A 22,437-nucleotide genomic window follows, 5' to 3' on the forward strand; every position below is an offset into this window, starting at 1 on the left:
CAGCCCTTATTTGTGCAGGTCAGCATGGCCAAGCACATGCATCAGACGGTTGGCCCAGCCAAAAATGGCGATGGCGTGGATCAGATCGATAATCTCCTGATCGTTCATGCCGACCGCGCGCAGTGCCGCCATATCTTCGGCGTTGGCTTCTGACGGCGTCACCGACAGGCGACGGGCAAAACGGTAGATCGCCGCATCACGCTCGCCGAGCACATCCGCACGATTAAAATAGATGGCGCTCACCACCGCATCACTTTCGGCCAGCTGCGCATGGCGACGCGCGTGCACCACCGCGCAATATTTGCAGCCATTGACGATCGACGCGCCCAGCGCGCCGAGTTCACGATCCGCGCGATCCAGCCCGCCATCGACATACATGATGGCGTTGAACAGCACGGTACGCGCCACGTAGCTGTCGGGATCGTGTGCTAACGTGCGCACATATTCGGAGATCTTCTTATTGGATGGCGTCACTTTCATCGCATCGAGCTGCGCGGGCGTGGCCTCTTCTACCTCGACCGGCGCGATATACGGATGCCAGTGCAGCGGCTTGAGATTAACCGATGGAATCATGCAGACCTCAACAAACGTAATCCGGCCGCGACGCGCGTCTGGAAGTTAATAAAAGCGATCAGCTCGGAGAGCGCCACAATCTGCGGATTGCTCAATCCGGCTTGCTCCAGCAGGCGAATGTGCTGCTCGGTGGCGTGCATTGGCTGCTGGGTAATGAGATCGGCGTGGCGCGCGATGGTCGCCAGCGGTTCTGGCAGATCGGCGGCGCCTGCCGCCAGCGCCAGCAGCGCCTCTGACGGCTGCAACGCCGCCAGCTGCGTCTGATAATCCTGTTGCAGCGCGGCATCGTTATTCAGCTGCGCCATGCGCTGCGCCAGCGCTAAACGCACATCCGGCGCTAAGCCCTGATCGTCGTTGGGTGCCAGCACCGAGATGCGGCACTGCTCCGCGCCGTCAACAAATTCCGGGCGCAGGCGGCGCGTGCCGTACAGCGCATCTTCAGCGTTTAAACCGACTGCGTGATCAATTGCGTCACTCACTGCGCGTTCTCCTGGTTGAGTAAGGGCGTAGAATCCACCCATTCATCGCCCTGCAATTCAGGGGTGTCAAAAGCCTGTAAGTTGGCGTAATGCTGCTCGACGTCTTCGGCAAACAGCGAAGCGGTAATGCCGCGCACCAGACGATCGGCACCGGCGCTCACCGCCGGGATATCGCCGGAGACTTTGCCGTGCGTCAGCATCGCGGCATCGTTGAAGCAGTGAATGTGCGCCAACAGCGGGCATGCGCCTGGTGTCAGTTCGCGGAATTCAAAGGCGGGGCCGAGATCCGGCGCTTCCAGCAGATTGGCTCGCGGCGCGCCCATTTCGGGCTGATAACGTCCGTCGCGCCAGCTGCGGATATGTGGCGCGAGCGCGGCAAACTCCGGGCGGTCGTGGAAATCGTTACTAAAGCCGGTAGCCGCAATGAGGTAGTCGTAGCGCAGCGCGCCTTGCGTGGTTTCGATCAGCAGCCCATCGGCCTCTTGCTTAACCGCTTTGATGCCGCAATTAAGCAAGAAGCGAGCATTGGCATGACGCGATACGCGCAGCGTCGAGGAGCGCGGCGGCGGCGTTTGCGTGGTGGCGGTGTAATCGACAAACTTCCACTTCCACGCGTCCGGCAGCTGATGCATGCCGTGCACCACGCCCTGACTGCCGATGCCGGTCATTTTGTTGATGCGCGGCATCTGCTTGCGACGAATCAGCAGATCCACCGCGCCCGCGCCGTTTTCCAGCGCGGTGGCGGCGTTATCCATTGACGATGCACCTGCGCCAATCACCGCGATGCGTTTGCCCTGCAGGGCAGCGAAATCAATGTCGTCGGCGGAGTGCGCCCAGAACTGGCGGCTAATACCTTGCAGGAAATCCGGCACGGCGAAGCCGCCAAGACCAGAACGTCCGGTGGCCAGCACCAAGCGGCGAGTGTATATGCGGCCGGTTTCGGCACCGCTTACATCGAGCGCAATCAGATCGCCAGCAAAGCCAATGTGGGTGACGCGCACATTGTTGCGCACCGGCAGATTCAGCACCTTGCGATACCAAATCAGATAATCCATCCACTGCGCTTTGGGAATTTTATCCAGCGCTTGCCAGGCTTCTTTGCCCCACTGCGCGGTGAACCACGCGCGGAACGTCAGTTGCGCCATGCCGAGCGCCGGGCCTTGTAGAGATTTCGGTGAACGCAGCGTTTCCATGCGCGCAAAGGTCACCCACGGACCTTCCAGCCCGGCGGGTGCGGCGTCATACGCCACCACATTGCTGATGCCGCTGAACTGCAATTTCGCCACCGCCGCCAGCCCGCACATGCCCGCGCCGATCACCACCACGTCACGCACGGGTGCGCCATCCTGCGTGCGCTCGGGCACCCAGGATTTAGCGGGCAGTTCAAGATATTCCAGATCCTGCTGAAGCTGAGCTTCCAGCGCGGCAAGGCCATCGGCGGCATAAGTCATACATGTTTTCCCAGAAATAAGCGGCGGCCAGGGTGCGGACGAAACCACCAAATCGCGTAAGTGATTGTGCATTTCCATTATCCTGATAACACATAGTTAATGGTCATTAATCAATAAATCACATAGTAAGAGCTAAGGTTTCGCATAATCCTCTTGCCCTAAAACAGAGTCAATAATCGCGCTCAGCTTTTGACCAATGGATTTCTTATATCTTATGCCGGAAATGTTATAAGGCTTTTAAAAGAAGATTTTCATACGCAGGCTGATGACTGAAATTACGTACATTCCGTAGCGGCGCGATTTATCGCACCGCTAAAAAATACGATTGGGGTGAGATATTTAATCCTGATTAATTAACCGCATAATACGCGGATGCTCGCTGGCGGGCAGACGCTCAAAACCCGGCAGCAAATCGGCGGCCGCGCTGGCTAACGCCTCAACCAGCGCCTGCGCGGCAGCTGAAATCTGTCTTCCCTGCGGCGTGATCACGCCAAAGTAGTAGGGAATATCCTCCTCAATTGGACGGATCGCCACACCGGCCAGCGGCATGCCCCAACCGGTGACCGGTTCGAGAATCGCCACGCCCAGCCCGGCGCGCACGCAGCCAAGAATATTGGCGGAGGAGTTGGTTTCGATGGTTTCGTGCAGCGGCGTTTTGACCATTTTCAGCGCCTTTTCGTAGCGCCCGCGCAACCGCTGCGGGCTCCACGGTGCGATCAAACGGCGTCCCGCCAGGCTGCTCAACGACAGCTGAGATTGCGCCGCCAGCTCGTCATGCTCTGGCAGCGCCACCACGCATTGCGACTGGCCAATCCAGTGCAGCTCTACCGCGTGATGCTCCAGCGGCAAACTGCATAAACCGAGATCGGCTTCGGCAGTGATCACCGCATGTGCCGTCTGCACTGCGGATTCGCTGATGATCTGCACTTTGTTCTGCAGATTCAGCGCGGCCAGCGCCTGCGGCAGCAAACCCGCCGCCAATGCCGGCGTGGCGGCGATGCTCAGCGGACGATGCTGCTGATGGGCGATCTCCTGCGCGCGCAAGCGAATCTGCTGCAGCGAGAGCAGCGCTTTCTGCACGTATTGATGCAGCTGCAGCGCCTCTTCCGAAGGATGAATGCGCGGCCCGTTGCGGATAAACAGCGGATAACCCAGCGATTGTTCCAGCTCCTGAATCAAACGCGACACCGCCGGCTGCGAGCGATTGAGCGCCTTCGCCGCCGCCGTGACGCTACCGGCAGAGATCACCGCCGAGAAGGCTTCCAGCTGCCGCAAATCCAGGTCGTTTAAAATGGTCATCGCGTGATTTTTCCCTAACTCATTGATCGTTCCCGACATTGGCGCGGGAAAGTTTCCATCATAGAGAGAGTGGTGGGAATTAGCCACAGGGTGGAAAGTGCGCTTTGCCCCTCACCCTGGCCCTCTCCCGCAAGCGGGAGAGGGAATTGTTAGACTCCGCAGCGGCCAGTTTCCTCTCCCTCTGGGAGAGGGTTAGGGTGAGGGAAATCACAACTTCTCCGTCAGCTCACGTTGATGCTCATGCAACAGGCGCAGCATCTCGCGCAGAAACCGATCTTCGTTGCCCTTCTGCCAGGCAATGCTCAATGGCAATCCTTTAATCTGCTCCGGCAGATCCAGCGCAATATAGCTAACGCTGTCGCTGTTCATGGTGCGATACGAGGCGGGCACCACCGCCAATCCCAGCCCCGCAGCAACCAGGCTCAGGATGGTTTGCTTCTCTTCAGCAAACTGCGCGATGTGCGGCGTGAATCCCGCCAGTTTAAACAGGCTCATGGTGAGATCGTGACTGTGCGGGCGTGTGCGCCGGTCTGGAATGATCATCGCTTCGTGTTGAAAATCAGCCACCGCCACCCGTTCACGATCCGCCAGCACATGCTGAATCGGCACCGCCAGCACGCAGCTTTCGCGCGTGATAAAGCGCACCGCTAATGACGCATCAATACTTTGCGGCTCGCGAATAAAAATCATATCCAGCCAACCCGACTTTAATTTCGGAATTAAATTAATGGTTTTGTCTTCAATAATATGAATATCGCTGTGCGGATGCAGCGGAACAAATAAATTAAGTAACGCCGGAACTAATCCACGCGCGGCACTATCAATCGCACCAATACGTAATGTGCGGCGTTCATCTTTTAATCCCACTTTAAAACGTTTCGCCAGCGCATCAAATTGATCGATTAATTTGCTGGCGTCGTCAAAAAAGAGCGCGCCTTCGGCAGTTAATGAAACATTACGCGTCGATCGATTTAACAGACGCACGCCGAGGTCCTCTTCCAGTAAACGAATGAAGCGAGAAAGTGACGCAGGCATCATTTCCATCTTTTGTGCGGCGCGGCCAAAATGCAGTTCTTTACCGACCGCAACAAAGCAACGCAATTGATTTATATCCACATTCCCCTCACCCGTTGATTATGCAAATAGTTTATATAATCCACATCTGATGATAAGCCAAAGCAAAACTGCATACTGAACTCGATTACAAAAAAATAACACCACCCTACACAATCTGGAGCACTTTAATATGAACTCTCACCTCGAAAAAAGGGTGATGCGTAAAGTGACGTTACGCATTGTGCCCTTCATCATGCTGCTCTACTTCATCGCTTTTCTCGATCGCGTCAATATTGGTTTTGCTGCATTAACTATGAATCAGGATTTAGGTTTCTCGCCCACGGTATTTGGCTTTGGCGCTGGAATCTTTTTCCTCGGTTATTTTCTGTTTGAAGTTCCGTCGAATTTAATTCTGCATAAAGTCGGCGCCCGCATCTGGATTGCGCGCGTCATGATCACATGGGGATTGGTGTCCGGCTGCATGGCATTTGTGCAGGGCACCACCAGCTTCTACCTGCTGCGCTTTCTGCTTGGCGTGGCAGAAGCCGGTTTCTTCCCCGGCATCATCCTCTATCTCAGTTACTGGTTCCCGGCGGCGAAACGTGCGCAGGTTACCGCCATCTTTATGGCTGCGGCCCCACTTTCCACTGCGTTAGGTTCGCCCATTTCCGCCGCATTACTGGAGATGCATGGCCTGCTTGGCTATGCCGGTTGGCAATGGATGTTTGTGCTGGAAGCGATACCGGCACTGCTGTTCGGCATCGTGGTGCTGTTTTACCTCACCGATCGCCCGGCGAAAGCCAAGTGGCTCACCGATGAAGAACGGGCGTGGCTGGAAAAGACCATGCAGGCCGAAGAACAGGCGCGCGCGGCCAATCAAAGCCACAGCAGCGCCTGGCGCGGACTGGCCGATAAGCGTGTGTTAGCGCTGGCGCTGGTCTATTTCGGCACATCCGCAGGCTTGTACACGTTGGGCATTTGGTCACCGCAAATCATCCGCAGCTTCGGCGCGTCCTCAATAGAAATTGGTTTCCTCAACGCCTTCCCGGCGGTACTGGGCGTGATCGGCATGATTCTGTGGGCGCGCCATTCGGACCGCACCAAAGAGCGCAACTGGCATGTTATCGGTGCCTGTTTGCTGGCGGCTGCCGGACTGATTTATGCCGGGAACGTCAGCACGCTGTTTACGGTGATTATCGCCCTGACGCTGGTCACCGTCGGCATCAGCGCCTCCAAACCGCCGCTGTGGAGCATGCCGACTTTGTTCCTGAGCGGCCCGGCTGCAGCGGCGGGCATCGCCACCATCAACTCTATCGGCAACCTTGGCGGCTTTGTCGGCCCGATGATGATTGGCGTGATCCGTCAGCAAACCGGCAGCTATACGTGGGGACTCTATTTTGTTGCCGGGCTGCTGGTGCTATCGGCGATTGTAGTTCTGATTCTCTCTGCCCGCGGCAAAACACCGCATCCCGCAGAGCTTGCTCATCCTCATACACATTGACCTAACTGGAGAAACATCATGCGTAACTACTCAATTGCCGCGATTCCTGCGGATGGTATTGGCCCGGAAGTGATCTCTGCTGGCGTAGCCGTGCTGCACGCCTTGACGCGTCACGATCCGCAGCTGACGTTTACGGTGCAAACCTTTGACTGGGGCTCGGATTACTACAAGCAACACGGCGTAATGATGCCAGAAGATGGCCTGCAAACGCTGAAGACCTTTGATGCGATTTACTTTGGTGCGGTCGGCGCGCCCGACGTGCCGGATCACATCACGCTGTGGGGTTTGCGTTTGCCGATTTGTCAGGGCTTTGACCAGTACGCCAACGTGCGTCCGACCAAAATTCTGCCGGGCGTCACCTCGCCGCTGCGCAATCGCGGCCCCGGCGATCTCGACTGGGTGATTGTGCGGGAAAACTCAGAAGGCGAATATTCCGGTAATGGTGGGCGCGCGCATCGTGGTTTGCCGGAAGAAGTCGGTACCGAAGTGGCGATCTTCACCCGCGTTGGCGTGACGCGCATAATGCGTTATGCCTTCAAACTGGCGCAGTCACGCCCACGCAAGCTGCTGACGGTGGTGACCAAATCCAACGCCCAGCGTCACGGCATGGTGATGTGGGATGAGATTGCCGCTGAAGTCGCGCAGGAGTTCCCGGACGTGCAGTGGGACAAAATGCTGGTGGATGCGATGACGCATCGCATGACGCTGCATCCGCAGAGCCTCGATACCATCGTCGCCACCAATCTGCACGCCGATATTCTGTCGGATCTGGCCGGCGCGCTGGCGGGCAGTTTGGGTGTCGCGCCTACCGCCAATATCGATCCGGAGCGCCGCTTCCCCTCCATGTTCGAGCCGATCCACGGCTCAGCGTTTGATATCACCGGCAAAGGCATCGCCAATCCGATCGCCACGTTCTGGACGGCGGTACAGATGCTGGAGCATCTCGGCGAACGCGACGCAGCGGCGCTGATTATGCAAGGTATTGAATATGTCTGCGCCCAGGGCATTTTAACGCCGGATGTCGGCGGCATGGCGAATACCGCTGAGGTAACGCGTGCGGTGGTGGAGTTTATTGAGGCGAAAGCTACCGTGGCAGAAGCCATCTGATTTTATCCAGTGCGCATCCTGTCATCGCACATTGCTTAGCGGCGCGATTTATCGCGCAATGAATTGCGCCGCTAAGACTTATGCATTCTGTGATTTTGATTTGCACCTGCCGCGCTTTTCATTAAAAGTCTTTGCATCCTTCTGTTTTCGCAGGACCTCGCATGATCGACTCAGGCAGAGAAGCCAGACCGAATTCCCATCGCACCCTGCTGTTAGCGTTGCTGGTCGCCGTGACCTTCTTTATGGAAAACCTCGATGCCACGGTGATCACCACCGCGATTCCGCAGATGGCGCGCGACTTCGCTTCCAGCCCGGTGGCGCTAAACATTGGCGTCAGCGCCTATTTACTGGCGGTGGCGGTGTTCATTCCCATGAGCGGCTGGCTGGCGGAGCGCGTTGGCGCACGTACGGTATTCGCTAGCGCGATCCTGATTTTCACCCTCGCCTCAATCCTGTGTGGCTTAAGCGACACGCTTGTGATGTTCACGCTGAGCCGCATTCTGCAAGGCATTGGCGGCGCGATGATGGTGCCGGTCGGTCGCATGGTAGTGCTGCGCGTCACGGAGAAAAAGGAGATGGTGAAAACCATCGCCTTTATTACCTGGCCGGGTTTGATTGCGCCGGTGCTCGGCCCGCCGCTGGGCGGATTGATTGTCACTTACGGCCATTGGCCGTGGATTTTCTGGCTCAATATTCCGCTCGGCATCCTTGCTATCATCGCCACCGCTTATCTGGTGCCACAGTTCAAAGCCGAACGGCGGCGGCCATTTGATGTGCGCGGCTTTGTGCTTACCGCCACCGCCTGCACCTCATTAATTATCGCGCTGGAAGCGCTCGGGCAGATGCATCTCAGTTTTGGCATTCCGTTGCTGCTGCTGGGCATGCTGTGCAGCTGGCTGGCGTATCGTCACAGCTTCCGCCATGCGCAGCCGCTGCTGCCGTTTAGCGCGATGAAAATTGCCACCTTCCGTAATGCGGTGATTGGCGGCTCGTTCTTCCGCGCCTCAATCAACGCGGTGCCCTATTTGCTGCCGTTGCTGTTTCAGCTTGGCTTTGGCTGGAGCGCGGCGCAGGCCGGTGCGATGGTGCTGTGGGTATTTGCCGGAAACCTGGCGATGAAGCCAGCGACAACCTGGTTGATGAAGCGCTGGGGCTTTCGTCGCGTGCTGATGTTCAATGGCATGATCAGCCTTGCGGCGATGCTCGGCTGCTTGCTGCTCACTCCGTCGCTGGGCTACTTCGCGATTGCCGCGATTCTGTTTGTTGGCGGGCTGTCGCGCTCGCTGCAGTTCAGCTGCTACAACAGCTTGGGCTTCGCCGATGTGCCGCAAAACAAGATGAGCGATGCCTCGGTGGTGTTCAGCATCTTCTTCCAGTTCAGCATGAGCGCGGGTATTGCGCTGGCGGCGCTGTTCCTGCGCGCATCCATGTTGTGGCAGGAGCATAGCGAAATTGCGCAAAGCGATATTCATATCGCCTTTGCCGGTGTGGCGCTGTTGGTGCTGCTGTCGCTATTTGACGTAACGCGACTGGAGAAAAACGCCGGTGCGCAGGTGCTGGTAAAATAATCCCAACGCACTATTTATGGTTAAAAAGCAGAAATAGTGCGCTTCGCTTAAAATAATCCCTTTTTATTAGCATTTATATTTATTAAACCCCTTTTAAGATTATGGCTAATGATCTGGTCGCCACTCTCTGTCTGAGAAATAAATAAAAGCATCAGGAATGTTAATTTATTTCATCACGTTGGAAGAGAAAAAAGTTATAAGCGCAGCGGTCAATTATTTTCTCTCACCCATTAATCGCGAAGCTTTAATTATCTTTTTTGCCAAATCAAATTATTTTAAGTATGTAAAATAACTTAACGATTTCAACCCTCTTAGGATAATTCCTAATTGCAATTGGTTGTACGTTTGGCTTTTAGGGCTAACCTTAAGTAGCAAATGAAATATGCGTTATCCCCTTTATCTGAGGTATTCATTATGACAACACCACGTGGCGGTTCTGGCAATTTTGCCATGGACCCGGAAAGAGCCCGCGAAGCGGGTAAAAAAGGCGGCCAATTAAGCGGCGGCAATTTTCGTAATAATCCAGAGCGTGCGATTGAAGCGGGACGAAAAGGCGGTAAAAAAAGCCGTCGAGTCGTCGATAAATCTCCCGCATAACGTTATTGCGGCTGGCCGGTAATTCGGCAACAGCCGCAATCTCCTTTTATTTATTTGTCAGGAAAATATTATGAGCCACAACAGCGAAGAGCACTTTCTCGATTGGGTAAAAGATGCCCATGCCATGGAAAAACAGGCTGAAAGCATGCTGGAAAAAATGGCCTCGCGCCTTGAACACTATCCCGACCTTAAACTGCGTATCGAACAGCATATTGTTGAGACCCGTGAACATCAGACGCTGGTGCAGAGCGTGATCGATCGCTACTCCACTTCTCAATCGGTATTGAAAGATCTCGCCGGCAAAATCTCCGCTTTCGGTCAGTCGATTGGCGGCGTGATGGTGGAAGATGAAGTGGTGAAAGGCGCGATCAGCGGCCACGTGTTTGAGCACCTTGAGATTGCCAGCTACACCTCACTGATTGCGGCGGCGCAGCATCTCAACGATCACGAAAGTGCCGATATCTTCTCGCGCATCCGCGAGCAGGAAATCGCCATGGCCGACTGGACCTTGACGCATTTGCCGGACGTGACCGAACAGTATTTGATTCGCTCCGCTACGCCAGGCGTGGAAGCTAAGAAGTAGCTCCGGCACGATTCTTCCATTTTTCGCAACAATGACTTCGCTAACCCGGCTATTCTGCCGCTAAATTGTCTATGCGAACCTTATGGCAAGGCTCGGGATTATCCCGAGCAACACCTAAGGAACCGCAACATGAAACTCTATCACTTCCCGCTTTCTGGTCATGCTCACCGCGCACGTCTGTTCCTGTCGCTGCTGGATTTACCGCATGAAGTCATCGATGTTGATCTCAAATCTGGCGAAAACAAAACGCCGGAATTCCTCGCCATGAATCCGTTTGGTCAGGTGCCGGTGCTGGAAGATGACGGCGTGTTTATTGCCGATTCCAACGCCATTCTGGTCTATCTGGCGAAGAAAAGCGGTCGCAGCGAATGGCTGCCGGAAGATGCGCTGGGCGCGGCGGCGGTACAGCGCTGGCTCACCGTGGCAGCTGGAGATATCGCCTTTGGTCCGGCCGCGGCGCGTTTGATTACCGTGTTTGGCCGCCCGTTCAATCCTGAAGAGGTGATTGCCCGCGCGCATCTGGTGCTGTCACGCATTGAGCAGCATCTTGAAGGCCGTGAATGGCTGGTTGGCGATCGCCCGACTATTGCCGACGTTGCGCAGTACAGCTATATCGTGGGTGCGCCAGAAGGCAATGTCGATCTCTCCGGCTATCCGGCGGTGAACGCGCTGTTGCGTCGCATCGAAGCGCTGCCGGGCTTTGTGCCCTTCCCTCAAACTGCGGCTGGCCTGCGCAGCATCGCCTGAGTCCACCATCATGAGCAAGAAACTACCGGTTTGGCATCAGGGTGAAATTGCGCTTCAGCAACAGGCGGGTGTGGCGGAGCGCATGGCGGACGTCGGCCAGCGCGTGATCCGCGATCACATGCCCGATCAACACCGCGACTTCTACGCGCAGCTGCCGTTTATTGTGGCGGGCAGCGTGGATGCGCACGGCGATGCGTGGGCCACGCTGCTGGAAGGCCAACCCGGTTTTATCTTCTCGCCCAATGCCACCACGCTGGATATCGAGGCGCGTCCGCATCAAGGCGATCCCGCGGCGGCGGGCATGCAGGATGGCGCGCCGATTGGGCTGCTGGGCATCGAACTGCATACGCGGCGACGTAACCGCATGAACGGCGTGCTGCAGGCGATTGGCGCTGGTTTTCGCGTGCAGGTGGAACAGAGTTTTGGCAACTGCCCGCGCTATATCCAGCTGCGTGACTTTCACTTTGCACATCCTCCCGCTGAACCTTATCGCGGTGAGGTGGAAACCCTGAGCGCGCTGGATGATGCCGCGCGCGCCAGCATCGGCGCGGCGGATACCTTCTACGTCGCCACCTATGCCGAACGCCAGGTTGATGCCTCGCATCGCGGCGGCAAACCGGGTTTCGTGCGCGTCAGTGAAGATGGCCTGCTGACCATTCCCGACTTCAACGGCAATCTGTTTTTCTCCACGCTGGGCAACATTCACCATAATGGCAAAGCGGGATTGCTGTTTGTTGATTACGCCAGCGGCGACACGCTGCAACTGAGCGGCGATGCCGAAGTGATTCTCGACTCGCCCGAGATCGCCGCTTTTCAGGGTGCCGAGCGGCTGTGGACGTTTCGCCCGCGCCGTATCGTGCGTCGTCGTGCCGCCCTCGCCTTACGCTGGTTAACGCCGCCGGATGGCGTCGCACCCAGTTCGCTGATGACCGGCGACTGGCAAGCCGCCGCCGAACGCCTGCGTGCAGCAGATCTGGCTTCGCGCTGGCGTCCGTTCAAGGTGATTAAGGTGGTGGATGAGAGCGCCACGATCCGCTCGTTTCATTTAGTGCCGGATGATGGCGCGGGTCTGTTGCCGCATCTGGCCGGTCAACATCTGCCGATTCGCCTGCAGTTGCCCGGTACGGATAAGCCGCTGATGCGCGCCTACACGCTTTCGGTCGCGCCATCGGAGAATTTTTACCGCATCAGCGTCAAGCGTGAAGGCGTGGTTTCGTGCTACCTGCACGATCATCTCCACACCGGAGATACGCTGGAAGCGCGTGCGCCGGCGGGTGATTTTACTCTCGACGCCAGCGAACCGCGTCCGGCGGTGCTGCTTGCCGCTGGCGTGGGCATCACGCCGATGCTGGCGATGCTGCGCCATCTGATATACGAAGGAGCGCGCAAACAGCGCCTGAGCCCTACGTTTCTGTTCCAGTCGGCGCGCAGCAAAGCCGAGCGCCCTTTTGTGCGCGAACTCGACCAGTTGCTGGCGGCGGCGCACGGCGCGGTGAAACTGGTGCGCGTGCTGAGCCAGACGGCGGATGCACTACCGGATGTTGATTACGATTTTGCCGGCCGCATCGATATGGCGCTGCTCTCGCGGGTGCTGCCGTTTAACGATTACGACTTCTATCTGTGCGGTCCGCCGCAATTTACCCAGGCGCTGTACGACGGGCTGCGCGCCTTGAATATCGCCGACGATCGCATTCACGCCGAAGCCTTTGGGCCGTCGTCGCTGCAGCGCACCAACGATATTGTTAAAGAAGCAAAACCGCTGTTGCCGATAGCAACCCAATCGGTGCCGGTGAAGTTCATGGATTCACTGAAAGAGGCGCGTTGGACGCCGGATACCGGTTCGCTGCTTGAGCTGGCTGAAGCGCGTGGCCTGAGCCCAGCGTACAGCTGTCGCGCCGGACATTGCGGCAGCTGTAAAACCAAACTGCTGCAAGGCGCGGTGACTTACCCAACGCCACCGAGCGCGCAAGTGGCGGATGATGAAGTGCTGATCTGCTGCGCGCGGCCGGCGCAGCAGGAGGATGAGGTGCAGGCGATTCAGCTGGCGCTGTGAGATTTATCACGCTTTATTTTTGTAGATATCAGGCCGGGTAATCGTCCACGCGTAATTCGGCTGGTTAACCGGTTGATAGCCAAACTTTTCATACAGCCACGGCGCCGTGCTGGTGAACAGCGTAATTCTGCGCAGCCGCGCAAAAACCGGATGCGCATGAATGCACGCCATCAACCAGCGTGCCAGGCCGTTTCCCTGATACGCGTCGAGCACATAAACATCGCACAGATAAGCGAAGGTGGCGTAATCCGTGATGAGCCGCGCAAAACCAATTTGTTCGCCCTGATGGTAAAGACCAAAGTTAAGGCTGTTTTGTATCGAAGCATTAACCGTCTCTTCATCAATACCTGCTGCCCATGTCGAAGTGGTGAGATAACGGTGTATGGCGGCGAGGTCCAGTTTATTTTCGTCCGTGCTGATGAGATAACCCTCTTTGTTCCACTCTTCTGTAATGAACTCACTCATCTCTGCGGCCTACGATAATTTGGTTGGGGTGCAAGAGAATTTATGAAGGATGGTTGTGGGTGACAAGCGATTCTTTATTTGGACATAGCTGCTGTGTTTAGACTGATTTCTGGAGTTAACCTTTTTACAGGCTTATCAATAATTCAATTGGCAGTGCTGATTTTATCAAACAAATTTTAGAGATAAATACTTATATCCAACTGTTTTATATTAAATAAAAAAATAAAAACTACGCCATTCAAAAAAAACATTAGTTCAAAACGTTAGATCAACCCATAAGAAGCCCTAACAATTTTTGGCACTATATTCCATTCATTGTTACTATCACCCACGGTTATTACATGGTTAATGAGGGAACGATGGCATTGAATGGAACACTTATTCTGAACGGCGCGGATTACGCACCATTAAACATCTATGGCGTCGGCGTTTTCATGGCGTTTTCTGGTAACGGCGCTTATCGAAATCGAGGTGGATGCGGCGCAGCTTCGGGTGACGGCCCATTGCCACCCGGGAAATACTGGGTTGTCGATCGCGGCGCGGGTGGTTTCTTTGGTAAGCGAAAGGCGGAATTACAGGACGCCTGGAACAAGTACACGAAAGGCGTGGCCTTTGGCCGAAGTGAATGGTTTGCACTCTATCGGGAGGATGCAGCCATTGACGATGAAACATGGTATGAGGGCGTGCGCCGCGAATTATTCCGGCTTCATCCGGGAACCGTGTCAGAAGGTTGCATCACCATCCCCCACAACTCCGATTATGCGCGTATCCGCCAGGCGTTTATGAACACATTAATGGTGCCCGTGCCAGGCAAGCCTTCGCTGATGGCCCGAGGATTAATTGAGGTTGTTGCCAATGGCTCAAACACTTGCCCGTAGGGCCGCAAAATGCGTTTTCTTCATACTAGTAACGCTGGCTGTGGGCAGATCGCTCGGTGGCGCTGAAACGTACATCTCACAGAATTTCGCACGAAAGGTTGCCGTGTTAATAAGCGGCGAATCCAACATTGAAACTCTCTACGACGCCTATTTCTACATTGATGTTGTCATCGTGATGTCCATCACCACGGCTGTTTACTTAATAACCATGAAGTTAATCAAAAAAATAAGGAGCAAGTAAAATACCAATCCCTCCGTATATGTGGCTTAAAGATGATGGTGGCGCAGATATTCGAGGATCTGTCGATGTTCACGACCGTGAAGGCAGCATTGAAATTATCGGCATGAGCCACGACATTAACCTGCCAGTGGACGGATCTAACGGTAGGATCACCGGTACGCGCCAGCATTCATCAATGATGATTGAGAAAGAAGTGGATAGCTCCACGCCTTATCTGTACAAGGCAGCAGCCACCGGGCAGACGCTAAAAAGCGCTGAACTTCGCTTCTATAACATTAGCGATGCTGGCCAGGAGGTTTGCTATTACACAGTGCTGATGGAAAACGTGAAAGTCACCGGCGTTAACTGCGGCGTGGCAAATGTGAAGCTTGCAGGCAATGACAAACTAAACCATACGGAAAGCGTCAGTTTGCAGTATGAAAAAATCACGTGGCGAATTGTGGATGGCAACATCCAGTACACCGATGCTTGGAACGAGCGTCCAACCGCTTAGAACAACCTTTCCTGCTTTAGAGATACAGAGACTCAAGCACCGCATCGAGCCGTAATCGTCGCAAGGTTGTATGAAGAGTGATGAAACCCAGAAAAGCAAAAACCCAGCCATAAGCTGGGTTTTCAGAATGTTGGTGCCCGGACGCGGAATCGAACCACGGACACGGGGATTTTCAATCCCCTGCTCTACCGACTGAGCTATCCGGGCAACGGGGCGCATTAAACCCTACTCGCGCGGCACCGTCAAACGCTTTTCGGCAAAAATCAGCTGACTGATGCCTTTTACAGCAACCTTCAGACCAACCGGTAAAAATTCATTCGCCTATCGCTGGTATAGGTGAATTTTTAGTCGCTTGTGCCGATAACCTTGCTGACAACCGATACCAATAATAAGGTCCACCATGTTCAGCACTATTACATCAGGAATATTGTCACGCCTTGCGTGGCAAAAACGCGGTCACAGCAAGGCAACGCTCAGTTCATTACAAGATGCCATCGCCATGGTCGAATTCACCCCAGAAGGTAAGATCCTTACCGCCAATGAGCTGTTTCTCGAGCGCATGGGTTACACGCTCAAAGAGATTGTTGGTCAGCATCACAGCATGTTCTGCACCGCCGATATGCTCAACTCACCGCAATACCGCGACTTCTGGCGACGCCTAAATCGCGGCGAAGGCTTCAGCGATAAATTCCTGCGCGTGGCAAAACACAGCCGTCCTATCTGGCTGGAGGCGAATTACGTGCCGGTGCAGGATCGCAGCGGCCGCGTGATTAAAATCGTCAAGCTGGCGAGCGATATCACCGCGCGCATCATGGATGCGCAAGAGCAGCGCGCCATGACCACTGCGATTGAGCGTTCGATGGCGGTGATTGCCTTCAATCTCAAGGGCGAAGTGTTGATGACCAACGACAACTTCCTGAAAACCATGGGCTATAACGCGTCAGAAGTGATCGGCGTGCATCACAGCCAGTTCTGCCCGCCGGAGATGCGCAACAGCGACGAATATCGCCGCTTCTGGCACAAGCTGAATCAGGGCGAATTTATCTCCGGCCAGTTCCAGCGCGTGAATAAGCGCGGCCAAACGGTGTGGCTGCGCGCCACTTACAACCCGGTGTTTAACGAAACCGGCGAGCTGTACAAAGTGGTGAAGTTCGCTACCGATGTCACCGCGCAGGTGGAGAAGAATCAGCAAGAGCGCGACGCGGCGCAGCAGGCGTATCAAACCGCGCTGCAAACCAGCGAAAGCACGCGCCTTGGCGCCACGGTGATTGAGAACAGCGTGCAGACCATGAATGATTTGGCGGGCGAGCTGCACGGCATTTCTGGTGATATCAACGATCTGAGTCAGTCGTCGGATCGCATTGGCGCCATTGTTGAGAGTATTCGCCGGATTGCCGATCAAACCAACCTGCTGGCGCTGAACGCCGCGGTGGAAGCGGCGCGTGCCGGTCAGCATGGTCGCAGCTTTGCCGTGGTGGCCAATGAAGTGCGCACGCTGGCTGCCAACATCAACCGCGCCACCACCGAAATTGAGAACATGGTGCAGCAGAACCATACGCTGGCGGAGAAAGCGCTGAAAGGTATCGCCTCCAACCTGAAACGCGCCGATCAGGGCGTGGGGTTGGCGAAAGAAGCTGGCGGCATGATGGCGGATATTCGTGACAGTTCCAGCGAAGTGGTGCGCGCGATTGGGCATGTTACCGCGACATTGCGAGAGGAGTGATGCGTTGCAGGTCGCAATGCACCGCGACCCCACAAACCAGGCGGCATGACAATAACCTGCCAAGGCCGCATGGTTTAGTGCGCCGCCGTCGCCACCGGCGGCGGTGTGGCTTCCGGCATAAAAATGTGGTCGAGAATATTGCGCATCAGCGGCGCCGCCGTGACGCCTTCGTTGCCGCCGTTTTCCAGTATCAACGCCACCGCCACTTTGGGATCGTTAAACGGCGCAAACGCGGTGTAGAAGATGTGGTCGCGCAGGCGCATCGGCGTCATTTTGGCGTTATACACCTGATTCTGTTTCAGACTGAATACCTGCGAGGTGCCGGATTTCGCCGCAATGCCGTACGGCGCGGTGTGAAAGTATTTGTAGCCGGTGCCGTTCGGCGCATTCGCCATACCGAACATGGCGTGGCGCACCAGCGACCAATACGGCGATTTAGCATCGCCAATCTGCGGCTGCGGTAGTTTTGCCTGGTAGAGCTGCACCTCCTTGCCGCGTTGTGATTTCTCCAGCAGATGGGGATTGATCACACGCCCGTTGTTGATAAGCGCCACCATCGCTTTCACCATCTGAATCGGCGTCGCCACCCAATAACCTTGCCCAATGCCCACTGAAACGGTATCGCCCTGATACCACACGTGTTTGTGCACCTTCTGCTTCCATTCGCGGCTCGGCAGCAATCCAGCGTACTCTTCGTTAAGATCGATGCCGGTCGATTTGCCGTAGCCAAACTGGCTCAGCATGGTGTGGATGCGATCAATGCCCATCATAAACGCCACCTGATAGAAGAAGCTGTCCGCCGACTCTTCGATGGCTTTAGTGACGTCCAGCATGCCGTGACCGGTTTTTTTCCAGTCGCGATATTTACGATCGGTGCCCGGCAGCGTCCAGGTCGGCGCGCCAAATAGGGTAAAGCTCGGCGTGATGACTTTGGTCAGCAGCGCCGACATCGCCATATAAGGCTTCACGGTGGACGCCGGTGGATACAAGCCTTGCGTAACGCGGTTGATCAGCGGCAGGTCTTTATCCTGCAGCAGGGCTTTATAGGCTTTGTAGCTGATGCCTTTGACGAACGGATTGGGATCGTAGCTCGGCGCGGAAACCATCGCTAACACGCTGCCGTCGTGCGGATCTTCAATCAGCGCCGCCGCACGTTGCCCGGCTAGCTGGCTCTCGACGTACTGCTGCAGATGCAGATCGAGCGTCAGCGTGATGTTCTGACCGGCCACCGGCGGCACCTCTTTTAGCACGCGCACGATGCGGCCGTGGTTATCCACTTCCACTTCCTGATAGCCGGTTTTGCCGTGCAGCAGCGATTCATAATAGCCTTCAATGCCCTGCTTACCGATGTTGTGGTCAGCCGCGTAGTTCTCGCCAACGCCTTCTGCGTTCAGGCGTTTGTAGTCGTTATCGTTGATTTTCGAAACATAGCCAAGTACGTGCGCCAGGTCGGCACCGTAAGGATATTCACGGTCCTGATAGGTATCGACGGTGACGCCGCTAAAGCGGAATTGATTGACGGCGAAGCGCGCGACTTCTTCGTCAGTCAGTTCCGCTTTCAGTTCAACCGGCTTGTAGCGGCTGTTCTGTTTGAGTTCATGCTCGAAGGTTTCAATCTCTTCCGGCGTAAGATCGACAATCGGCGTCAGCTCTTTCAGCGTTTCCTGCATATTGTCGATTTTGTACGGTGTGATGTGAATGTCATACCAGCTGACGTTGCGCACCAGCGGAATGCCGTTGCGATCGAAGATCAATCCACGCGTGGGCGCGATGGGGATCATTTTGATGTCGTTTTCGTTGGAACGCGTCTGGTAATAGCTGTGCTGATCGACCTGCAGGCGATACAGGTTGATGCCTAAAATGGTAAAGCAGATGACAACCAGGGCAAAAGCGACAATCGCACGGCGGGCAAACAGCTTTTCTTCTGCTTCGAAATTACGGAAATTCATCAGGTGGGCTTAATCTCTTTGTTATCACGCTAATGATAAGCAGAGATTGTTTCAGAGCCAGCACGAAGATGCACAAGCCTGGGTAAAAGTGTGTCAGATGTTTACGGGATGGTGCCCTCACCCCGGGGAGAGGGAGACGCTGCCATATGTGAGCTCGATCAATCCCCTCTCCCGCGTGCGGGAGAGGGTTAGGGTGAGGGAAAAAATCAATCGCCCAGCAGCACTGACTCCAGCGCGATCTTAATCATATCGTTGAAGGTGGTCTGACGCTCAGCCGCCGTGGTCTGCTCGTGGGTGCGGATGTGGTCCGACACGGTACAGATGGTCAGCGCTTTCGCACCAAACTCTGCTGCCACGCCGTAAATACCCGCCGCTTCCATCTCCACACCCAGAATGCCGTACTTCTCCATCACGTCGAACATCTGCGGATCTGGCGTATAGAACAGATCGGCGGAGAAGATGTTACCCACGCGCGCATCAACGCCCAGCGCTTTCGCGGCATCAACGGCGTTACGCACCATGTCGAAGTCAGCAATCGCCGCGAAGTCGTGATCCTTGAAGCGCATGCGGTTCACTTTGGAATCGGTGCAGGCACCCATACCAATCACCACGTCACGCAGTTTCACGTCTGCGCGCACTGCGCCGCAAGAACCAACACGGATAATCTTCTTCACGCCGAAATCGGTGATCAGCTCTTTGGTGTAGATCGAGCAGGATGGAATGCCCATGCCGTGACCCATCACCGAAATCTTGCGGCCTTTATAAGTCCCGGTGTAACCCAGCATGCCGCGCACGTTGTTCACTTCCACCACATCTTCGAGGAAGGTTTCCGCAATGTGCTTTGCGCGCAGCGGATCGCCTGGCATCAGCACGACGTCCGCGAAATCACCCATTTCTGCATTAATATGAGGCGTTGCCATGGTTATTTTCCTTATTAAATTTGGGGCGCTGTTTTACAGCATGCTCTTGCCGTAGTCCATGCTGGACAGGCCAAAATATTTTGCGATGGTCTGGCCGATATCCGCGAAGGTATCGCGGTATCCCAGCGATCCTGGCTTCACATTCGGGCCGTAGATCAGAATCGGAATGTGCTCACGCGTGTGCTCGGTGCCTTTCCAGCTTGGATCGCAGCCGTGATCGGCGGTGAGGATCAGAATGTCGCCCTCTTTCACCAATTCCATCAGCTCTGGCAAACGACGATCGAACAACTCCAGTCCGCCCGCATAACCGGCGATATCGCGACGATGTCCCCACGTTGAGTCAAAATCAACGAAGTTAGTGAACACAATCGAAGTATCTGGCGCTTTCTTCATCTGCTCGATGGTAGCGTTGAACAGCGCGTCTAAGCCGGTGGCTTTGACTTTCTGCGTGATGCCCTGCTCGGCGTAGATATCGGCAATTTTACCCACCGAAATCACTTCACCGCCCTTCTCATCAACCAGTTTTTTCAGCATGGTCGCTGAAGGCGGCTCCACCGCCAGATCATGACGGTTGCCGGTACGCTCGAAGTTACCCGCTTTGTCGCCCACGAACGGACGCGCAATCACGCGACCGATGTTGTAGCCACCATTGGTCAGCTCCTCACGGGCGATTTCACACAGTTCGTACAGACGGTCAAGGCCAAAGGTCTCTTCATGGCAGGCAATCTGGAAAACCGAATCCGCCGAGGTGTAGAAAATCGGCTTGCCGGTTTTCATGTGCTCTTCGCCGAGCTGGTCGAGGATCACCGTGCCCGATGAGTGACAATTACCGAGATATCCCGGTAGATCGGCACGTTTCACCAGAGTATCCAGCAGCGCCTGCGGGAAGCTGTTCTCTTTATCGCTGAAGTAGCCCCAATCAAACAGCACCGGCACGCCAGCGATTTCCCAGTGGCCCGACGGCGTATCTTTACCGGACGACAATTCGCTGGCGTAAGCATACGCACCGATGATTTCCGCGTTGGGATCGAGGCCTGGCGGGAAACGACCGGTAGAGAGCTCAGCCGCTTTGCCGAGGCCCAGTTTGGTCAGGTTAGGTAAGTGCAGCGGGCCTTCGCGACCTTCATTGGCGCGGCCTTCGAAACAGGCTTCGGCGATATGGCCGAGCGTGTCCGATCCTTCATCACCGAATTTATCGGCGTCTTTGCTGGAGCCGATCCCGAAGGAGTCGAGAACCATAATAAAAGCACGTTTCATGCAAGTCTCCTGCGCAATGCGCGATGACAAGTCAAAAAAAAGCGATCAGATCAGTATACCCGAACGGCCGCTGCCTGGCACGAAGAAGCGCCAGTTATTCGCTAATGCGACGATAAACTACCGGCGTGATCGCTGGCGCAGTGTCGCTCAGCGTGATGGCTGCTTTAACGGCGGCGGCGGCCTGCTGCCACTGCGCTTCCGACGCGGCGTGGATAATTGCCAGCGGACGCTGCGCGTCAATCTGCGTGCCGAGCGTGGTCACGTCGCTCAAGCCCACGCTGTAATCAATGCTGTCGCTGGCGCGCTGGCGGCCCCCGCCGAGCGCAACCACCGCCATGCCGAGCGCACGCGTATCCATCGCGCTGACGATACCCGCGCCATCGGCGTATACCGCTTTGCTCAGGGTTGGCGCTGGCAGATAGCTGTCCATGCGCTCGATGAAATCCACCGGACCTTTTTGCGCCGCCACCATGCGGGCAAACACTTCAGCGGCTTTGCCGTTATCCAGCACCTGCTGCAGCTTTTGGCGCGCATCGGCGTCATTCTCAGCCAGTTTGCCGGAGACCAGCATTTCCGCGCACAGCGCCATCGTCACTTCCAGCAAGCGCGGATTGCGCGCCTCGCCTGTCAGGAACTGCACCGCTTCACGCACTTCCAGCGCATTACCGGCGGTAGAAGCCAGCACCTGATTCATGTCGGTGAGCAGCGCGGTGGTTTTACAACCTGCGCCATTGGCGACGCCAACAATCGCCTGTGCCAGATTTTCTGAGGCTTCGAAGGTCGGCATAAAGGCGCCGGAGCCCACTTTCACGTCCATCACCAGCGCATCCAATCCTTCCGCCAGTTTTTTGGCGAGGATCGACGCGGTGATCAGCGGAATGGAGTCCACGGTGGCGGTGATATCGCGCGTGGCGTAAAAACGTTTGTCGGCCGGCGCCAGCGAGTTGGTCTGACCGATAATCGCGATGCCGACGTCTTTAATGATCTGCCGAAAACGATCGTCGCTCGGGAAGATATCAAAGCCCGGAATCGCTTCCAGTTTATCCAGCGTACCGCCAGTGTGGCCAAGGCCGCGCCCGGAGATCATCGGCACATAACCGCCGCACGCTGCTACCATCGGGCCGAGCATCAGCGAAGTGACATCGCCAACGCCGCCGGTGGAGTGTTTATCGACAATCGGGCCGTTGAGATTCAGCGATTTCCAGTTCAGCACCGTGCCGGAGTCGCGCATCGCCATAGTCAGCGCCACGCGCTCGTCGAGCGTCATATCATGGAAATAGATGGTCATCGCCAATGCGGCAATTTGACCTTCCGAAACGCTGTTGTCGCGCACGCCGTTGATGAAGAAGCGAATCTCCGCTTCACTCAGCGCCTGGCCGTCGCGTTTTTTACGAATAATTTCTTGTGGCAGGAACACGGTTGCCTCCCTGAAGGGATAGAAATTGAAATGATACGGCAGCTTGCACCTGCCGTAGCGGCGCGATTTATCGCGCGATG

Annotated in this window: 21 protein-coding genes and 1 tRNA gene; 11 read left to right on the forward strand and 11 right to left on the reverse strand. The window is 55.8% G+C overall.

Annotation, left to right across the window (positions count from 1 at the left end):
* Positions 1–6 precede the first annotated feature (6 nt).
* The 5 genes from PO881_RS15955 to PO881_RS15975 all read right to left on the reverse strand — a co-directional run bounded on the left by PO881_RS15955 (position 7) and on the right by PO881_RS15975 (position 4,918).
* Positions 7–573, reverse strand: a complete 567-nt coding sequence (locus PO881_RS15955; RefSeq protein WP_280172060.1) for a peroxidase-related enzyme — start codon at positions 571–573, stop codon at positions 7–9.
* Positions 570–1,052 (reverse strand): hypothetical protein, encoded by a 483-nt coding sequence (locus PO881_RS15960; protein ID WP_192412087.1) that lies wholly within the window; start codon positions 1,050–1,052, stop codon positions 570–572. Before PO881_RS15960 ends, PO881_RS15955 begins: the two co-directional genes overlap by 4 nt.
* A complete protein-coding gene (locus PO881_RS15965) occupies positions 1,049–2,503 on the reverse strand; it encodes an NAD(P)/FAD-dependent oxidoreductase (protein ID WP_192412088.1) in 1,455 nt (484 codons plus the stop codon). Before PO881_RS15965 ends, PO881_RS15960 begins: the two co-directional genes overlap by 4 nt.
* Before the next feature lie 339 nt (positions 2,504–2,842).
* On the reverse strand, positions 2,843–3,802 hold the full coding sequence (locus PO881_RS15970; RefSeq protein ID WP_192236355.1) for a LysR family transcriptional regulator: 960 nt from the start codon (positions 3,800–3,802) through the stop codon (positions 2,843–2,845).
* Positions 3,803–4,009: 207 nt separating this feature from the next.
* Entirely contained in the window at positions 4,010–4,918 is a 909-nt protein-coding gene (locus PO881_RS15975; RefSeq protein WP_280172061.1) for a LysR family transcriptional regulator, read from the reverse strand.
* Positions 4,919–5,048: 130 nt separating this feature from the next.
* On the opposite strand from PO881_RS15975, the gene PO881_RS15980 reads away from it, so the two are divergent.
* From PO881_RS15980 to PO881_RS16010, 7 genes are all read left to right on the forward strand, one after another.
* Complete coding sequence (locus PO881_RS15980) at positions 5,049–6,359, forward strand: MFS transporter (RefSeq protein ID WP_280172062.1); 1,311 nt, start codon at positions 5,049–5,051, stop codon at positions 6,357–6,359.
* An 18-nt stretch (positions 6,360–6,377) separates the two neighbouring features.
* Complete coding sequence (locus tag PO881_RS15985; protein WP_280172063.1) at positions 6,378–7,466, forward strand: tartrate dehydrogenase; 1,089 nt, start codon at positions 6,378–6,380, stop codon at positions 7,464–7,466.
* Between the two features lie 161 nt (positions 7,467–7,627).
* A complete protein-coding gene (locus PO881_RS15990; protein WP_280172064.1) occupies positions 7,628–9,034 on the forward strand; it encodes an MFS transporter in 1,407 nt (468 codons plus the stop codon).
* Positions 9,035–9,448: 414 nt separating this feature from the next.
* A complete protein-coding gene (locus tag PO881_RS15995) occupies positions 9,449–9,631 on the forward strand; it encodes a general stress protein (protein ID WP_110867269.1) in 183 nt (60 codons plus the stop codon).
* A 70-nt stretch (positions 9,632–9,701) separates the two neighbouring features.
* A complete protein-coding gene (locus PO881_RS16000; RefSeq protein WP_137386456.1) occupies positions 9,702–10,214 on the forward strand; it encodes a DUF892 family protein in 513 nt (170 codons plus the stop codon).
* 129 nt (positions 10,215–10,343) lie between these two features.
* Positions 10,344–10,961, forward strand: a complete 618-nt coding sequence (locus tag PO881_RS16005) for a glutathione S-transferase (RefSeq protein ID WP_101761859.1) — start codon at positions 10,344–10,346, stop codon at positions 10,959–10,961.
* Positions 10,962–10,971: 10 nt separating this feature from the next.
* A complete protein-coding gene (locus PO881_RS16010) occupies positions 10,972–13,014 on the forward strand; it encodes a pyridoxamine 5'-phosphate oxidase family protein (RefSeq protein WP_280172065.1) in 2,043 nt (680 codons plus the stop codon).
* 6 nt (positions 13,015–13,020) lie between these two features.
* Here PO881_RS16010 and PO881_RS16015 read toward each other — a convergent pair whose 3' ends face one another.
* Entirely contained in the window at positions 13,021–13,479 is a 459-nt protein-coding gene (locus PO881_RS16015; RefSeq protein ID WP_280172066.1) for a GNAT family N-acetyltransferase, read from the reverse strand.
* A gap of 359 nt (positions 13,480–13,838) precedes the next feature.
* Between PO881_RS16015 and PO881_RS16020 the strand changes: the two genes are divergently transcribed.
* From PO881_RS16020 to tssD, 3 genes are read left to right on the forward strand one after another with little or no spacing between them, the layout of a single operon-like run.
* Complete coding sequence (locus PO881_RS16020) at positions 13,839–14,357, forward strand: DUF2778 domain-containing protein (protein ID WP_280172067.1); 519 nt, start codon at positions 13,839–13,841, stop codon at positions 14,355–14,357.
* Positions 14,335–14,598: a hypothetical protein gene (locus PO881_RS16025; protein ID WP_277974101.1), complete on the forward strand. Its 264-nt coding sequence runs from the start codon at positions 14,335–14,337 to the stop codon at positions 14,596–14,598. Before PO881_RS16020 ends, PO881_RS16025 begins: the two co-directional genes overlap by 23 nt.
* Before the next feature lies 1 nt (position 14,599).
* Positions 14,600–15,091, forward strand: a complete 492-nt coding sequence (gene tssD, locus PO881_RS16030) for a type VI secretion system tube protein TssD (protein WP_277974940.1) — start codon at positions 14,600–14,602, stop codon at positions 15,089–15,091.
* A 131-nt stretch (positions 15,092–15,222) separates the two neighbouring features.
* On the opposite strand, the gene PO881_RS16035 is transcribed toward tssD, so the two are convergent.
* Positions 15,223–15,298, reverse strand: a tRNA-Phe gene (locus tag PO881_RS16035).
* A gap of 193 nt (positions 15,299–15,491) precedes the next feature.
* Here PO881_RS16035 and PO881_RS16040 point away from each other — a divergent pair.
* A complete protein-coding gene (locus PO881_RS16040) occupies positions 15,492–16,814 on the forward strand; it encodes a PAS domain-containing methyl-accepting chemotaxis protein (protein WP_110867273.1) in 1,323 nt (440 codons plus the stop codon).
* A 74-nt stretch (positions 16,815–16,888) separates the two neighbouring features.
* Here the strand turns inward: PO881_RS16040 and mrdA are convergent, their stop codons facing one another.
* The 4 genes from mrdA to deoA all read right to left on the reverse strand — a co-directional run bounded on the left by mrdA (position 16,889) and on the right by deoA (position 22,357).
* Complete coding sequence (mrdA, locus tag PO881_RS16045) at positions 16,889–18,763, reverse strand: penicillin-binding protein 2 (protein WP_192412098.1); 1,875 nt, start codon at positions 18,761–18,763, stop codon at positions 16,889–16,891.
* Positions 18,764–18,969: 206 nt separating this feature from the next.
* Positions 18,970–19,683: a purine-nucleoside phosphorylase gene (deoD, locus tag PO881_RS16050; protein ID WP_008103284.1), complete on the reverse strand. Its 714-nt coding sequence runs from the start codon at positions 19,681–19,683 to the stop codon at positions 18,970–18,972.
* A 33-nt stretch (positions 19,684–19,716) separates the two neighbouring features.
* On the reverse strand, positions 19,717–20,940 hold the full coding sequence (deoB, locus tag PO881_RS16055) for a phosphopentomutase (protein WP_101761829.1): 1,224 nt from the start codon (positions 20,938–20,940) through the stop codon (positions 19,717–19,719).
* A 94-nt stretch (positions 20,941–21,034) separates the two neighbouring features.
* Positions 21,035–22,357, reverse strand: coding sequence for a thymidine phosphorylase (deoA, locus tag PO881_RS16060; RefSeq protein WP_280172068.1), 1,323 nt, complete (start codon positions 22,355–22,357; stop codon positions 21,035–21,037).
* Positions 22,358–22,437: the final 80 nt, after the last annotated feature.

Origin of the sequence: Pantoea sp. SS70 (assembly GCF_029866845.1) — a bacterium.
GTDB classification, from domain to species: domain Bacteria; phylum Pseudomonadota; class Gammaproteobacteria; order Enterobacterales; family Enterobacteriaceae; genus Pantoea; species Pantoea leporis.

Excerpts from the sequence above, each read along its gene's own strand:
- PO881_RS15995 (WP_110867269.1), top strand. The coding sequence starts at position 9,449 with ATGACAACACCACGTGGCGGTTCTGGCAATTTTGCCATGGACCCGGAA.
- PO881_RS15980 (WP_280172062.1), top strand. The coding sequence starts at position 5,049 with ATGAACTCTCACCTCGAAAAAAGGGTGATGCGTAAAGTGACGTTACGC.
- deoD (WP_008103284.1), bottom strand. The coding sequence starts at position 19,683 with ATGGCAACGCCTCATATTAATGCAGAAATGGGTGATTTCGCGGACGTC.
- PO881_RS16000 (WP_137386456.1), top strand. The coding sequence starts at position 9,702 with ATGAGCCACAACAGCGAAGAGCACTTTCTCGATTGGGTAAAAGATGCC.
- PO881_RS16010 (WP_280172065.1), top strand. The coding sequence starts at position 10,972 with ATGAGCAAGAAACTACCGGTTTGGCATCAGGGTGAAATTGCGCTTCAG.
- PO881_RS15985 (WP_280172063.1), top strand. The coding sequence starts at position 6,378 with ATGCGTAACTACTCAATTGCCGCGATTCCTGCGGATGGTATTGGCCCG.
- PO881_RS16005 (WP_101761859.1), top strand. The coding sequence starts at position 10,344 with ATGAAACTCTATCACTTCCCGCTTTCTGGTCATGCTCACCGCGCACGT.
- PO881_RS15970 (WP_192236355.1), bottom strand. The coding sequence starts at position 3,802 with ATGACCATTTTAAACGACCTGGATTTGCGGCAGCTGGAAGCCTTCTCG.
- PO881_RS15990 (WP_280172064.1), top strand. The coding sequence starts at position 7,628 with ATGATCGACTCAGGCAGAGAAGCCAGACCGAATTCCCATCGCACCCTG.
- PO881_RS15955 (WP_280172060.1), bottom strand. The coding sequence starts at position 573 with ATGATTCCATCGGTTAATCTCAAGCCGCTGCACTGGCATCCGTATATC.
- PO881_RS15965 (WP_192412088.1), bottom strand. The coding sequence starts at position 2,503 with ATGACTTATGCCGCCGATGGCCTTGCCGCGCTGGAAGCTCAGCTTCAG.
- PO881_RS16040 (WP_110867273.1), top strand. The coding sequence starts at position 15,492 with ATGTTCAGCACTATTACATCAGGAATATTGTCACGCCTTGCGTGGCAA.
- PO881_RS16015 (WP_280172066.1), bottom strand. The coding sequence starts at position 13,479 with ATGAGTGAGTTCATTACAGAAGAGTGGAACAAAGAGGGTTATCTCATC.
- mrdA (WP_192412098.1), bottom strand. The coding sequence starts at position 18,763 with ATGAATTTCCGTAATTTCGAAGCAGAAGAAAAGCTGTTTGCCCGCCGT.
- deoB (WP_101761829.1), bottom strand. The coding sequence starts at position 20,940 with ATGAAACGTGCTTTTATTATGGTTCTCGACTCCTTCGGGATCGGCTCC.
- PO881_RS16020 (WP_280172067.1), top strand. The coding sequence starts at position 13,839 with ATGGCATTGAATGGAACACTTATTCTGAACGGCGCGGATTACGCACCA.
- PO881_RS16025 (WP_277974101.1), top strand. The coding sequence starts at position 14,335 with ATGGCTCAAACACTTGCCCGTAGGGCCGCAAAATGCGTTTTCTTCATA.